Below are 14,166 nucleotides of genomic sequence, written 5' to 3'. Positions count from 1 at the left end.
TCCATGGTCGTCGTCGTCGATACCATCTCCGCCACGCCGCTGCGTCCCCGCCACCCCGAAAAGGTGAACCGGCCGGATTCTTTCTCGCCGCCGAAGCCGGACTGGATCAGGGTGCGCGCGCCGAACACCCGCGGCTATGCCGACACCCGCGCCATCGTCAAGGAAAACGGCCTCGTCACCGTCTGCGAAGAGGCGGGCTGCCCGAATATCGGCGAATGCTGGGACAAGAAGCACGCCACCTTCATGATCATGGGCGACACCTGCACCCGCGCCTGCGCGTTCTGCAACGTCAAGACCGGGATGCCCACCGCACTCGATGCGTCCGAGCCGGAACATGTCGCGGAGGCCACCTTCAAGCTCGGGCTCGCCCATCTCGTGGTGACCTCGGTCGACCGCGACGACCTCGCCGATGGGGGCGCCGAGCATTTTGCACAGACCATTCGCGCCATCCGCGCGCGCTGCCCTTCGACCACGATCGAGATTTTGACGCCGGATTTTTTGCGCAAGGAAGGCGCGCTCGAGATCGTGGCGAAGGCCAAGCCCGACGTGTTCAACCACAATCTGGAAACGGTGCCCTCGCGCTATCTCACGGTGCGGCCGGGCGCGCGCTATTTTCATTCGATCCGGCTGCTGCAGCGGGTCAAGGAAATCGACCCCACCATCTTCACCAAGTCCGGCATCATGGTCGGGCTCGGCGAGGAGCGCCACGAGGTGTTGCAGGTGATGGACGATCTGCGCTCGGCGGACGTCGATTTTCTCACCATCGGGCAGTACCTGCAGCCGACTCGCAAGCATCACGCCGTGATGCGCTATGTCACTCCGGATGAATTCGCCGGCTACGAGAAGGTGGCCCATACCAAGGGGTTCCTGATGGTATCGGCGAGCCCGCTGACCCGCTCGTCGCACCACGCCGGCGACGATTTCGCGAAGCTTCGCCTCGCGCGCGCGGCGCGAGCCGGCTGAGTTTTTTCGATGCCGAAATTCTCCAGCAAGCGCCGCGTCCTCCATAGCGCCGAGCAGATGTTCGATCTCGTCGCCGATGTCGAGCGCTATCCCGAATTCGTGCCGTTGTGCCACTCGCTCAAGATTCGGCAGCGCACGCCCGGGCCCGACGGCACCGAAATCGTGGTCGCCGACATGGCGGTGTCGTTCAAACTGGTGCGCGAGGCCTTTACCAGCCGGGTGACGCTGGACCGTCCCAATTTGAAGATCATGGTGGAATATCTGAAGGGGCCGTTCAGCAATCTCGAAAACCGCTGGAGTTTCGAGCCGAGATCGGAGACCGCCTGCGACGTCGGCTTTTTCCTGTCCTACGAATTCAAGAGCCGGATGCTGGCGATGCTGATGGGCACCATGTTCGATACCGCATTCCAGCGCTTTGCCGCGGCCTTCGAGAAGCGCGCGGATGCGGTGTACGGGAAAGGATAAGCCGCTCGTGTCCCGGGCGCGATGCAGCGCGCAGCGCTGCTTCGCAGAACCGGGACCCACCAATCGCCCCAGTCTGTGGGCCCCGGCTCTGCGGAGCAGCGTAAGGACGCTGCACCGCGTCCGGGGCACGAGGAATCAAGCCCGCGGCGGCCGCCGCCGCTTCACCGCGCTGCGGCGCGGGGTGCGGGCGACGCGGGGACGCAACCGGCTCATGGTCTGGCGGCGGGGTTTTACGGGTGCCTGCGGGCCGCGCGCGAGCTCCGTCAGCATGCGCAGGGCCTCGACCACCGAGCGCAGCCGCACCGCGCTGCGGCCGATCGCGCCGAATCGGCATTCGCGGTGCAGGATGCGGCCGTCGCGCGCGGCGACCGCGAGATGGACGAGGCCGACCGGCTTGCCCGGCGTCGCCCCGCCGGGGCCGGCAATGCCGGTGATGGAGACGGCGAGGTCGACGCCGGCCTTCTCAAGTGCGCCGAACGCCATCGCGGTCGCGGTTTCCTTGCTGACCGCGCCGAAGTTCGCAAGCGTCGCGGCCTTGACGCCGAGCATCGCGCGCTTGGCATCGTTGGAGTAGGTGACAAAACCGCGGTCGATGACGTCGGAGGAGCCGGGAATGTCGGTCAGCGCGGCGGCGACCATGCCGCCGGTACAGGATTCAGCGGTGGCAATGGTGAGCTTGCGCATCCGGCACAAATCGAGCAGCGAGCGGGAGAGGGCGCGGGTGTCGCTGCCGCTCATGTCAGTCGCTCCAACCTTTGGAATCCCAAGGCAGACGGATGGTGGCGCTCGCGGTGGCGGCGATGCCTTCCTCGCGGCCGGTAAAACCGAGCCGCTCGCTGGTGGTGGCCTTGACGGCGACGCGCGAGACATTGAGCCCGGTGATCTCGGCGATCCGCGCCCGCATGGTGTCGCGCAGCGGCCCGATTTTAGGCCGCTCGCAGATCATGGTGACTTCGAGGTTGGCGATGCGGCCGCCGCGCGCGGTGACGCGGTCGACGGCGTATTTCAGAAAGCGGTCGGACGCCGCGCCCTTCCACTGCGGGTCGCTCGGCGGGAAATGCGAGCCGATATCGCCATCCCCCAGCGCGCCGAGGATTGCGACGACCAGCGCGTGCAGGCCGACGTCGCCGTCGGAATGGGCGAGAAAGCCGCGGGTGTGCGGCACGCGCACGCCGCAGATCATCAGATGGTCGCCGTCGCCAAAGGCGTGCACGTCGTAGCCGGTGCCGGTCCTGATATCGCCGAGTGCTGCAGCCAGGCGGGCTTCCTCGCGGACGAAATCTTCAGGGGTGGTCAGTTTCATGTTCGCAGGATCGCCTTCAAATGTCGCTACCGTCAATCCCGCCCATTCCGCCAGCGCGGCATCGTCGGTGAAATCGCTGCGGCCCTCGCGCGCGGCGCGGCGATGGGCGTCGAGAATCGCGTCGAAGCGGAAGGCCTGCGGGGTTTGCGCGATCCGCAGCCGCGCGCGCTCCGGCGTCGCTTCGACATTGCCGCTGCCGTCGACCAGCTTGATGGTGTCGGTGACCGCGATCGCCGGCACCGCGGCGCCGGTGCGGCCGGCGGCGTCGATGGCGCGCGAAATCAGCGCCGCCGACACGAACGGACGCGCCGCGTCGTGGATCAGGACGACATCCGGCCTCTGGCTGGCAAGCGCTTCGAGACCGGCATGCACCGAGGCCTGCCGCGTCGCGCCGCCATTGGTCGGCGGCGCATGACGCAATTCGCGGACGGCATCGTTGAACATGGCGGTGTCATCGGGATTCAAAACCGGCTGCACGGCAAACACCTGCGGATGGCGGCAGAACGGCTCCATCGCCCGGAAGATGACGGTTTGCCCGCCGATCGAGCGATATTGCTTCGGTCCTCCCGAACCGGCGCGGAGCCCGCGCCCGGCTGCGACAAGGATGGCTGCAGTCCGCTCAGGTCCGGGCATCTGGATTAATTACTGACGATTCGAGGTTGAAGGAGGGAACGGAGGTCCGTTGGCGCCCTCCCTATCATGCCGAGGGCGTAAAAACAGGCCGTTTACCGTTAGCTGTGGGAAAAGCATATTTTGCTGCAGTGCACTTGCGCAATTGATAGAATTGTCTAAAGTGTAGGCATGGAACTTGACTGCACAAGATTTGTGCGCAAAATGGCTCCCGGCGGACGCAATGTTGCGCGAGTCAGAAAAACGAGAACTCCGTGACTGCGGTATCCTCAAATCCTAAGCCATTGAAAATAGGTGATATTGCGGTCGCCAACCGGGCCCTGCTGGCGCCGATGTCAGGAATCACCGACGCGCCGTTTCGGCGTCAGACCGCGGCCCTAGGGGCGGGACTCGTCGTCTCCGAGATGACCGCCAGCGATGATCTCGTCAACGGCCGCCCGATGTCGCTGCTGCGCTGCGAGGCGACCGGGATCGGTCCGCATGTCGTGCAGCTCGCGGGCTGCCAGGCGCACTGGATGGCGGAGGGGGCGCGGATCGCCGAGTCCGCCGGCGCCGACATCATCGATATCAACATGGGCTGTCCCGCCCGCCACGTTACCGGCGGCCAGTCCGGTTCCGCGCTGATGCGCGATCTCGATCACGCCCTGACGCTGATCGAAGCCACGATCGCGGCGGTGAAAGTGCCGGTCACGTTGAAGATGCGGCTCGGCTGGGACGATCGCTCCCTCAACGCGCCGGAACTGGCGCGCCGCGCCGAGGCCGCCGGCATACAGATGATTTCGGTGCATGGCCGCACCCGCTGCCAGTTCTACAAGGGCGAAGCCGATTGGGGCGCGGTGCGCGCCGTCCGGGATGCGATCGCCATTCCGCTGGTGGTCAACGGCGATATCACTTCGTTCGAGAAGGCGGTGACGGCGCTCGAAATGTCCGGCGCCGACGCGATCATGATGGGTCGTGGCGCGCAGGGCCAGCCGTGGCTGCCCGGCCAGATCGGACGCCGGCTCGAATCGGGCATCCCGGAGGACGCGCCTGATCTGGCGCAGCAGCTCGACTATATCCGCGCGCTCTATGATGAAGTCTGCAGCCTCTACGGCCTGCGCATCGGGCTCCGCCACGCCCGCAAGCATCTCGGCTGGGCGCTGGAAGTCGCTTCTCAATACAGCTGCGCGCCGGCGGCGACGCTCAGGGCCTGGCGACAGAAGATATTGACGTCAGACGATCCGAACCGCGTTCACCGATCCCTTGAAGATGCATTCGACGACTTTGCATGGAGTGCTGCTGCATGAGTCTAGCCGCAGACCACCGCCGCACGATGCCATCGGAAAGCGAGGCCATCCTCAACGCCTTGCCGAATCCGGTGCTGCTGATCGCGCCCGACGGCAAGATCATCGACGCCAATATGGCGGCGGAATCGTTTTTCGAGATTTCGACCCAGTTTCTGCAGCGCCAGTCGCTGAAGGAACTGGTGCCGTTCGGCAGCCCGTTGCTGGCGCTGATCGACCAGGTGCGCTCGAGCGGTTCGCCGGTCAATGAATACAAGGTCGATCTCGGGACGCCCCGGATCGGCGGCGATCGTCAGGTCGATTTGCACGTCGCGCCGCTCACCGAGCGGCCCGGACATATCGTGGTGATGCTGCAGGAACGCACCATCGCCGACAAGATGGACCGGCAATTGACGCATCGAAGTGCGGCGCGTTCGGTGATCGCGCTGGCCGCGATGCTGGCGCACGAAATCAAGAACCCGCTGTCCGGCATTCGTGGCGCGGCGCAGCTGCTGGAGCAGGCGGCCTCGTCGGAAGACCGCATGCTGACGCGGCTGATCTGCGACGAGGCGGACCGCATCGTCACGCTGGTCGATCGCATGGAAGTGTTCGGCGACGACCGGCCGGTGGCGCGCGGCCCGGTCAACATTCACAGCGTGCTCGATCACGTCAAGCGGCTCGCCCAGTCCGGCTTTGCCCGCAATATCCGTTTCGTCGAAGACTACGACCCGTCGCTGCCGCCGGTGCTGGCCAACCAGGACCAGCTGATCCAGGTGTTTCTCAATCTGGTGAAGAACGCCGCCGAGGCGGTTGTCGATCTCGGCAGCGATGCCGAGATCCAGCTCACCACCGCGTTCCGTCCCGGCGTTCGGCTGTCGGTGCCCGGCAAGAAATCGCGGGTGTCGCTGCCGCTCGAATTCTGCGTCAAGGACAATGGCGCCGGCGTGCCGGACGACCTGCTGCCGAACCTGTTCGATCCGTTCGTCACCACCAAGCCGAGCGGCAGCGGCCTCGGCCTTGCGCTGGTGGCCAAGATCGTCGGCGATCATGGCGGTATCATCGAATGCGAATCCCAGCCGCGCAAGACCACGTTCCGCGTGCTGCTGCCGATGTTCAACCCGACCAAACAATTCGAAAGCAACCGCGACGGCGTTCCGGGGACGCCGTCGCATGCCTCACAGAACTCCAGATGAGGAATGACAATGCCCGCAGGTAGCATACTTGTAGCCGACGATGACACCGCCATCCGTACGGTACTGAACCAGGCTCTCTCGCGCGCCGGCTATGAGGTGCGCCTGACCGGGAACGCGGCGACGTTGTGGCGCTGGGTAAGCCAGGGCGAGGGGGATCTCGTCATCACCGACGTGGTGATGCCGGACGAGAACGCCTTCGATCTGCTGCCGCGGATCAAGAAGATGCGCCCCAATCTGCCCGTCATCGTGATGAGCGCGCAGAACACCTTCATGACGGCGATCCGCGCCTCGGAGCGCGGCGCCTATGAATATCTGCCGAAGCCGTTCGACCTCAAGGAGCTCATCACCATCGTCGGCCGCGCGCTGGCGGAGCCCAAGGAGCGGGTGGCCAGCCATCCCGACGAGAACGAGTTCGATTCGATTCCGCTGGTCGGCCGCTCGCCCGCGATGCAGGAAATCTACCGGGTGCTGGCGCGGCTGATGCAGACCGACCTCACCGTGATGATCTCCGGCGAGTCCGGCACCGGCAAGGAGCTGGTCGCGCGCGCGCTGCACGATTACGGCAAGCGGCGCAACGGCCCGTTCGTCGCGGTCAACATGGCGGCGATCCCGCGCGACCTCATCGAATCGGAGTTGTTCGGCCATGAACGCGGCGCCTTCACCGGCGCCAATACCCGCGCCTCGGGCCGGTTCGAACAGGCCGAAGGCGGCACCCTGTTCCTCGATGAAATCGGCGACATGCCGATGGAGGCGCAGACCCGTCTGCTGCGCGTGCTGCAGCAGGGCGAATACACCACGGTCGGCGGCCGTACGCCGATCAAGACCGACGTGCGCATTGTGGCTGCGAGCAACAAGGACCTGCGCATCCTGATTCAGCAGGGCCTGTTCCGCGAGGACCTGTTCTTCAGCCTCAACGTCGTGCCGCTGCGGCTGCCGCCGCTGCGAGAGCGAATCGAGGATTTGCCGGATTTGATCCGGCACTTCTTCACGCTGGCCGAGAAGGACGGATTGCCGCCGAAGAAGCTCGATGTGCTGGCGCTGGAACGCCTGAAGCAGCATCGCTGGCCCGGCAATGTGCGCGAACTTGAAAACCTCGCGCGCCGGTTGGCCGCTTTGTATCCACAGGACGTGATCACGGGCTCCGTCATCGACGGCGAACTGGCGCCTCCGGCGGTGACTTCTGGCGGCAGCGTCCAGCACGGCGTCGACAACCTCGGCGGCGCGGTCGAAGCTTATTTGTCATCGCATTTTTCGGGCTTTCCCAACGGCGTACCTCCACCGGGGCTCTATCACCGGATCCTCAAGGAAATCGAGATTCCGCTGCTCACGGCGGCGCTGGCGGCCACGCGCGGCAATCAGATTCGCGCCGCCGATCTGCTGGGCCTCAACCGCAACACGCTGCGGAAGAAGATCCGGGATCTCGACATTCAGGTCTATCGGAGCGGCAGTTAGCGGCTGCGGGATCTGGAATACGTTCATAAATTGAGCCCGCGGAGTTCGCTGCGAGGGCACGCCGCGGAATTGTCGCAATTCGGCAACATTGTGATATGAATGCATCAGTCCGCTGCCGGCGGACCTAGGCCTTCAGCTCACACCTTGCCGGAATGACCAGCGCAGACACCTCGACCTCATCGTTCGATCCGACGTTTGCTGAATCCAGGGGATCAACCCTGCGGAGGTGGCTGGCGCCGTTCGCCGTCGTTATTGCGCTATTGTCGGCCTTCCTCACTTTCGTCGTCCTGATGGGCCTGACGCCGGTCGATGCGACGCGGGAGGTGGTCTATTCGTTCCTGCTGATCAATGCGGCGACCATCCTGCTCCTGGTCGGCATCATCGTCCGCGAGGTCTGGCAGGTGGTTCAGGCCCGGCGCCGTGGCCGGGCAGCGGCGCGACTGCACGTCCAGATCGTCAGCCTGTTCTCCGTCATTGCGGTGTTGCCGGCGGTGCTGGTGGCGATCGTCGCCAATATCACCATCGATCGCGGCCTCGACCGGCTGTTTTCAGGTCCGACGCGCGAGGTGATCCAGAACTCGCTGATCGTGGCCAACGCCTATCTGCACGAGCATGCGCAGGTCATTCGCGGCGACATCCTGGGCATGGCCAACGACATCGCCAATGCGCGGCCGCTGTTCGACCAGGACCGTGGCACCTTTCGCCGGCTGCTGACCGCAAGTGCCGCCGCGCGCAACCTGCCGGGCGCCATGGTGATCGACAATGTCCCCAATGTCCTGGAGACCGCGCAAACCGGTATCGCGCAGGCCTTCACGACGCCGGCCCCGGAATTCCTCAGCGGCGTCGATGAAACCGAACCGCAGATCGCCGTGTTCATCGAGGCGAATTACGTTGCCGCCGTGATCCGGCTGCGCGCGTTCAACGACACTTTCCTCTATGTCGCCCGCCTGCTCGATCCGCGCGTGGTCGCGCAGCTAAGACAGACCCAGGCCAGTGTCGCCGAATACGCCCAGATGGAGTCGCGCAAGCTCGGCTTCCAGGTGGCGCTCGCGCTGATGTTCGCGGTGATCGCGCTGACCATCCTGATGGCTTCGGTTCTGATCGGGCTGAATTTCGCCAATTGGCTGGTGGCGCCGATCCGGCGGCTGATGGGCGCCGCCAATATCGTCTCGACCGGCGACCTGAATGTTCAGGTGCCGGTTCACAAGTCCGAGGGCGATCTCGCCCAGCTCGGCGAAACCTTCAACAAGATGACGCAGGAGCTGCGCACGCAGCGCGACGAACTGGTCGGCGCCAGCGAGCTGATCGACAGCCGGCGCCGGTTCATCGAGGCGGTATTGTCGTCGGCGAGCGCCGGCATCATCGGGGTCGATGCCGCCGGCAATGTCGGTATTCTCAACCGTTCCGCCGAAAAACTGATCGGCCACGCGGAATCCGAGACGCTGGACCATCCGCTGTCGGACGTGCTGCCCGAACTCGATGACATGATGAAGACCGCGCGCGAGGGCACCCAGCGGCTGGTGCAGGGCCAGATCACCCTTCTCCGCGACGGCCACGAGCGCAATCTGTCGGTGCGGGTCAGCGCCGAACAGACCAGCCAGTCGCGCGACAGCTATATCATCACGCTCGACGACATCACCGAGCTGGTTTCGGCGCAGCGGACCTCGGCGTGGGGCGACGTCGCCCGGCGCATCGCGCACGAAATCAAGAACCCGCTGACGCCGATCCAGCTTTCGGCCGAGCGCATCCGCCGCAAATTCGGCAAGGTCATCACCGAGGACAAGGCGATCTTCGAGCAGTGCACCGATACCATCGTGCGGCAGGTCGACGATATCAGGCGGATGGTCGATGAATTCTCACGCTTCGCGCGAATGCCGAAACCCGTCATGGAGGGCGAGGACGTCGCCGACACCGTCCGGCAGGCGGTGTTCCTGATGCGGGTCGGCAATCCCGACATCGACTTCGAAGCCGAGATCAAGGACGACCCGATGCGGGCGCAGTTCGACCGGCGGCTGATTTCGCAGGCGCTGACCAACATCATCAAGAATGCGACCGAGGCCATCGAAGCCGTCCCGGCGGAGGAGCTGGGCAAGGGCCGGATCGAGGTCGTTGCCGCCATCGAAGGAGATGACATCGTGATCGATGTCATCGACAACGGGATCGGCCTGCCCAAGGTGGCGCGGGCGCGGTTGCTCGAACCCTATGTGACCACGAGGTCGAAGGGCACCGGCCTGGGTCTGGCCATCGTTGGCCGGGTTCTGGAAGACCACGGCGGCAAGATCGAGCTGCACGATGCCGCGGACATCCGGCCGGGGCAGCGCGGCGCCTGGATGCGGCTGCGGTTTGCCATCTCGGGCCACGCAGCGAAGCCGGAGATCAAGGAGCCGGCGGCAGAAACAAGGCAGCCGGCGCCTGAAACCATTGAGCCCGCTGACACGACTAACAATGAAACAAAAATCGAAGCCGCAACCGGCAACTGACAAGACAGGGCGCGACCCATGGCAAATGACATTCTGATTGTCGATGACGAAGCAGATATTCGGGATCTGGTTGCCGGCATTCTCGATGATGAGGGATTCACAACCCGGACCGCGCGCGACAGCGATTCGGCGCTGGCGGAAATCGCCAACCGGCGGCCGAATCTGGTGTTTCTCGACATCTGGTTGCAGGGCAGCAAGCTCGACGGCCTGCAACTGCTGGAGCAGATCAAGAAGGACCACGCCGACGTGCCTGTCGTGATGATCTCGGGGCACGGCAATATCGAGACCGCGGTCGCCGCCATCAAGCGGGGCGCCTACGACTTCATCGAAAAGCCCTTCAAGTCGGACCGGCTGATCCTGGTGGCGACCCGGGCGCTCGAGACCTCGCGGCTGAAGCGCGAGGTGAAGGAACTCAAGCAACTGGCGCCGGCCGCCAGCGTGCTGACCGGTCGCTCGGCCTGCATGAACCAGCTGCGCCAGACCATCGAGCGGGCCGCCAAGGCCAACAGCCGCATCCTGATCGTCGGCCCGTCCGGCGCCGGCAAGGAACTGGCGGCCCGCACCCTGCACAACGCATCGGCCCGTACCGAGGGACCGTTCGTCGTCATCAACGCCGCGGCGATCACGCCGGAGCGCATGGAAGTCGAGCTGTTCGGCATCGAACAGTCCAACGGCGAGCAGCAGCGCAAGGCGGGGGCGCTGGAGGAGGCCCATGGCGGCACCTTGTTCATCGACGAGATCGGCGACATGCCGCGGGAGACCCAGAACAAGATCCTGCGCGTTCTGGTCGACCAGACCTTCCAGCGAGCGGGCGGCACCACCAAGGTCCATGTCGACGTCCGCATCATTTCATCGACCGCGCGTAACCTGGAAGAAGAGATCGCCGAAGGCCGGTTCCGCGAGGATCTCTATCACCGCTTGTCGGTGGTGCCGATCCGGGTGCCGCCGCTGTCGGAAAGGCGCGAGGACATCCCCGAGCTGATCGACTATTTCATGGATCAGATCTCGGTCGCGACCGGGCTGCCCAAGCGCCAGATCGGCCAGGATGCGATGGCGGTATTGCAGTCGCACGTCTGGCCCGGCAACGTCCGCCAGCTTCGCAACAACGTCGAACGCGTGATGATTCTGGCGAGCGGCGGTCCGGAGGTGATCATCACCGCCGATATGTTGCCGCAGGACGTCGGCTCGATGGTGCCGGCGATGCCGACCAGCAACAATGGCGAACACATCATGGGCCTGCCGCTGCGCGAGGCGCGGGAGGTATTCGAGCGCGACTATTTGATCGCACAGATCAGTCGCTTTTCCGGAAATATCTCGCGTACCGCGGAATTCGTCGGCATGGAGCGCTCGGCGCTGCATCGCAAGCTCAAGGCGCTCGGCGTCGGCTAGGTAACCTCAGCGTTCATTCCATGCATTTGCTTGAGAAAATTCATCTCTTTCCGTGCTTTTACGGAGAATTGCACCAGTGTTCTGTGCGACTGAGGCGCGAACTGGCTTGCCTAAAAAGCGCGCCTGCCTTCTAATCATACCGCCGCGCCCTCGGAGGGGGATCTCAGGGGAAGCCGGCAACCGGGGAACCGCTCCGCTAGAGAGCAGCCATCGGTTCAATAAAAAGAAGCAAACAAGACTGCGGGACAAAAACAATGGCGGCAGACCGCGCACAAAACCTACAAGACACCTTCCTTAATCACGTTCGTAAGACCAAGACGCCACTGACGATCTTTCTGGTCAATGGGGTGAAGCTGCAGGGGATTGTCACCTGGTTCGACAATTTCTGCCTGCTGCTCCGTCGCGACGGTCATTCGCAGCTCGTCTACAAGCACGCGATCTCGACCATCATGCCGGGCGCTCCGATCCAGCTGTTCGAAGGCGGCGAGGACGCGCCGGCTTGAGAGTGATCTGATTGGAACCCCGAAATCCTGAGGGGGGCGCCGACCGTCCGCGGTCGGCAGGGGGCAAAGAATCGGGGCGGGTGGTTGTCATCGGCCCCTATCTGCGTGTGCGTCGCGGTGACCCCGACGCGCCAATGGATTCGCATGCCATGCGTGATTCCGAGGCGCGGCTGGAGGAAGCCGTCGGCTTGGCGCGTGCCATTGATCTTGTGATCGCGGAGGCGCTGATCGCGCCGATCAGCCAGGTCCGGCCCGCCACCTATCTCGGCAAGGGCAAGGTCGAGGAGATCGTCGGCCTGATCACCGGGCACGACATCGAACTCGTGGTGATGGACTGCGCGCTGTCGCCGATCCAGCAGCGCAACCTCGAGAAGGCCTGGAACACCAAGGTGCTCGACCGCACCGGACTGATCCTCGAAATCTTCGGCCGGCGCGCCAAGACCAGGGAAGGTTCGCTTCAGGTCGAGCTGGCGCATTTGAATTATCAGCGCAGCCGGCTGGTGCGGTCATGGACCCATCTGGAGCGGCAGCGCGGCGGTTTCGGGTTCATGGGGGGACCCGGCGAAACGCAGATCGAGGCCGACCGCCGGCTGATCGGCGATCGCATCGCGCGGCTGGAAAACGAAATCAGTAAAGTTCAGGCGACGCGGCGGCTGCATCGCGAGGGACGCAAGCGGGTGCCGTATCGCGTCGTGGCGCTGGTCGGCTACACCAACGCCGGAAAGTCGACGCTGTTCAACCGCCTGACCCGCGCCGAGGTGCAGGCGGCCGACATGCTGTTCGCGACGCTGGATCCGACCTTGCGCGCGCTCCATCTGCCGCATGGCGGCAAGGCGATGCTGTCGGATACCGTCGGCTTCATCTCCAATTTGCCGACGCAATTGGTGGCGGCGTTCCGCGCAACGCTGGAGGAAGTGCTGGAAGCCGACGTCATTCTCCACGTCCGCGACATCTCGCATGAGGACGCCGAAGCGCAGCAGCGCGACGTCGATACCGTGCTGCGGCAGCTCGGCATCGATCCCGACGCCGGCCGCATTCTCGAGGTCTGGAACAAGATCGATCGCTTCGATCCCGAGATGCGTGAAAATCTGCAGAACATCGCCGCCCGCCGTCCGCCGGAACGCCCGTGCTTCCTGGTTTCGGCCGAGACCGGTGAGGGGGTCGAGGCGCTATTGACGGCGATCGAGCATCGGCTGGCGGCGACCCGGATGACGCTGGACCTGTCGATCGACGCCTCCGACGGCGCCGGCATCAGCTGGCTGCATCGCAATTCCGAAGTGCTCAACAAGCAGCTTCACGACGGCCGCTTCGACATGACCGTGCGCGTCGATGAAACCAAGCGCGACATCGTCGTCAATCGCTTCGACGCCGTACCGCATTCGTAATTGTCGTCCCTGCGAACGCAGGGACCCATAATCCCGGGCGTTCATCGTTACGATAGATCGTCGAACATCGTCATCACATCGATGGATCACGCGGTATGGGTCCCGGCGTTCGCCGGGACGACGGTGTTGATAGTTCTATTCGTTGCCTTTCGCTTCGTCCCACAGCGCATCCATTTCCTCGAGAGATGCCTGCTCCAGCGTACTTCCCCGGGCCGCCAGCGTTTTCTCGATATAGCCAAACCGGCGTTCGAACTTGGCGTTGGTGCTGCGCAGCGCCAGGTCGGGATCGGCGCCGACATGGCGCGCCAGATTGACCAGCGCGAACAGCAGGTCGCCGGTTTCCTCGGCAAGCTCCCTGGCGTCGCCATTATCCAGTGCGGCCTCGATCTCGTCGGCCTCCTCGCGGATCTTGCGCAGGACTTCGCGGGGGTCGTTCCAGTCGAATCCGACGCTGGAGGCCTTGCGCTGCAATTGCATGGCGCGCGACAACGCGGGCAGTCCTGCCTTGACGCCGGACAGCAGCGATGTGTGCGAGATTTCCTCAGGTGGCCGCCGCGCGGCGCGCTCGGCGCGCTCCTCGGCCTTGATGCGCTCCCATGCGCTGGTGACGCCGACCGGCGTCAACCGGCCGTTCTCGTCGGCGAATACATGCGGATGCCGCCGGATCATCTTGCGCGTGACCGCCTCGACCACGTCGCCGAACGCGAACGCGTCCTGCTCCTCGGCCATGCGGGCGTGATACACCACCTGCAGCAGGAGATCGCCGAGTTCGTCCTTGAGGTCGTCGAGATCGCCGCGCGCGATGGCGTCGGCGACTTCATAGGCTTCCTCGATGGTGTAAGGCGCGATCGTCGCGAAATTCTGTTCGAGATCCCACGGACAGCCGCTGCCGGGCGTGCGCAGTGCCGCCATGATTTCGAGCAGGCGTGAAATATCGCGGGAAGGGGTCATGACGCACCCAAAGGCCGGAGAGAACATCAGGCCTTATGCCGCAACGGGAGCCGCCGTCCCAGCGAAACGAGCCGGGCAGGCGGATGTTTCCACCGATTGGCCCTGAGGTCGATGAGTGCTATGGGCACGCCATGAGCGACCAACTCCAAACCGAAACCGCGCTGGTGCTGTTTTCCGGCGGACAGGATTC

General features: G+C 64.5%; 12 protein-coding genes. 9 read left to right on the top strand and 3 right to left on the bottom strand.

From position 1 onward, the window contains the following. Positions 1 to 3: 3 nt before the first annotated feature. Positions 4 to 963, top strand: coding sequence for a lipoyl synthase (gene lipA, locus Q7U29_RS18175; protein WP_304743749.1), 960 nt, complete (start codon positions 4 to 6; stop codon positions 961 to 963). Positions 964 to 972: 9 nt separating this feature from the next. Further along, a complete protein-coding gene (locus Q7U29_RS18170; RefSeq protein WP_304743748.1) occupies positions 973 to 1,428 on the top strand; it encodes a type II toxin-antitoxin system RatA family toxin in 456 nt (151 codons plus the stop codon). Between the two features lie 135 nt (positions 1,429 to 1,563). Here Q7U29_RS18170 and Q7U29_RS18165 read toward each other — a convergent pair whose 3' ends face one another. Further along, a complete protein-coding gene (locus Q7U29_RS18165; protein WP_304743747.1) occupies positions 1,564 to 2,166 on the bottom strand; it encodes a CinA family protein in 603 nt (200 codons plus the stop codon). A 1-nt stretch (position 2,167) separates the two neighbouring features. Beyond that, positions 2,168 to 3,364, bottom strand: coding sequence for a bifunctional 2-C-methyl-D-erythritol 4-phosphate cytidylyltransferase/2-C-methyl-D-erythritol 2,4-cyclodiphosphate synthase (locus tag Q7U29_RS18160; protein ID WP_304743746.1), 1,197 nt, complete (start codon positions 3,362 to 3,364; stop codon positions 2,168 to 2,170). A 281-nt stretch (positions 3,365 to 3,645) separates the two neighbouring features. Between Q7U29_RS18160 and dusB the strand changes: the two genes are divergently transcribed. From dusB to hflX, 7 genes are all read left to right on the top strand, one after another. Further along, the gene (gene dusB, locus Q7U29_RS18155; RefSeq protein WP_304743745.1) at positions 3,646 to 4,647 is read left to right on the top strand and encodes a tRNA dihydrouridine synthase DusB; all 1,002 of its coding nucleotides are present in this window, start codon (positions 3,646 to 3,648) and stop codon (positions 4,645 to 4,647) included. Next, positions 4,644 to 5,816 (top strand): nitrogen regulation protein NR(II), encoded by a 1,173-nt coding sequence (locus tag Q7U29_RS18150; RefSeq protein ID WP_304743744.1) that lies wholly within the window; start codon positions 4,644 to 4,646, stop codon positions 5,814 to 5,816. The genes dusB and Q7U29_RS18150 overlap by 4 nt, the downstream gene beginning before the upstream one ends. 9 nt (positions 5,817 to 5,825) lie before the next feature. After that, complete coding sequence (ntrC, locus tag Q7U29_RS18145) at positions 5,826 to 7,268, top strand: nitrogen regulation protein NR(I) (RefSeq protein ID WP_304743743.1); 1,443 nt, start codon at positions 5,826 to 5,828, stop codon at positions 7,266 to 7,268. A gap of 152 nt (positions 7,269 to 7,420) precedes the next feature. Further along, positions 7,421 to 9,748 (top strand): PAS domain-containing sensor histidine kinase, encoded by a 2,328-nt coding sequence (locus tag Q7U29_RS18140; protein WP_304743742.1) that lies wholly within the window; start codon positions 7,421 to 7,423, stop codon positions 9,746 to 9,748. A gap of 18 nt (positions 9,749 to 9,766) precedes the next feature. Further along, complete coding sequence (locus Q7U29_RS18135) at positions 9,767 to 11,137, top strand: sigma-54 dependent transcriptional regulator (protein ID WP_304743741.1); 1,371 nt, start codon at positions 9,767 to 9,769, stop codon at positions 11,135 to 11,137. 254 nt (positions 11,138 to 11,391) lie between these two features. Next, entirely contained in the window at positions 11,392 to 11,640 is a 249-nt protein-coding gene (gene hfq / locus Q7U29_RS18130) for an RNA chaperone Hfq (protein ID WP_006020546.1), read from the top strand. An 11-nt stretch (positions 11,641 to 11,651) separates the two neighbouring features. Continuing rightward, the gene (gene hflX / locus Q7U29_RS18125) at positions 11,652 to 13,025 is read left to right on the top strand and encodes a GTPase HflX (protein WP_304743740.1); all 1,374 of its coding nucleotides are present in this window, start codon (positions 11,652 to 11,654) and stop codon (positions 13,023 to 13,025) included. 135 nt (positions 13,026 to 13,160) lie between these two features. Here hflX and mazG read toward each other — a convergent pair whose 3' ends face one another. After that, positions 13,161 to 13,976, bottom strand: coding sequence for a nucleoside triphosphate pyrophosphohydrolase (gene mazG / locus Q7U29_RS18120; protein ID WP_304743739.1), 816 nt, complete (start codon positions 13,974 to 13,976; stop codon positions 13,161 to 13,163). Positions 13,977 to 14,166 lie beyond the last annotated feature (190 nt).

Origin of the sequence: Bradyrhizobium sp. (assembly GCF_030654605.1) — a bacterium.
Classification (GTDB): Bacteria; Pseudomonadota; Alphaproteobacteria; order Rhizobiales; family Xanthobacteraceae; genus Bradyrhizobium.
The sequence above is the reverse complement of the archived record's forward strand: the minus strand, read 5'-3'. Positions and strand labels throughout refer to the sequence as shown.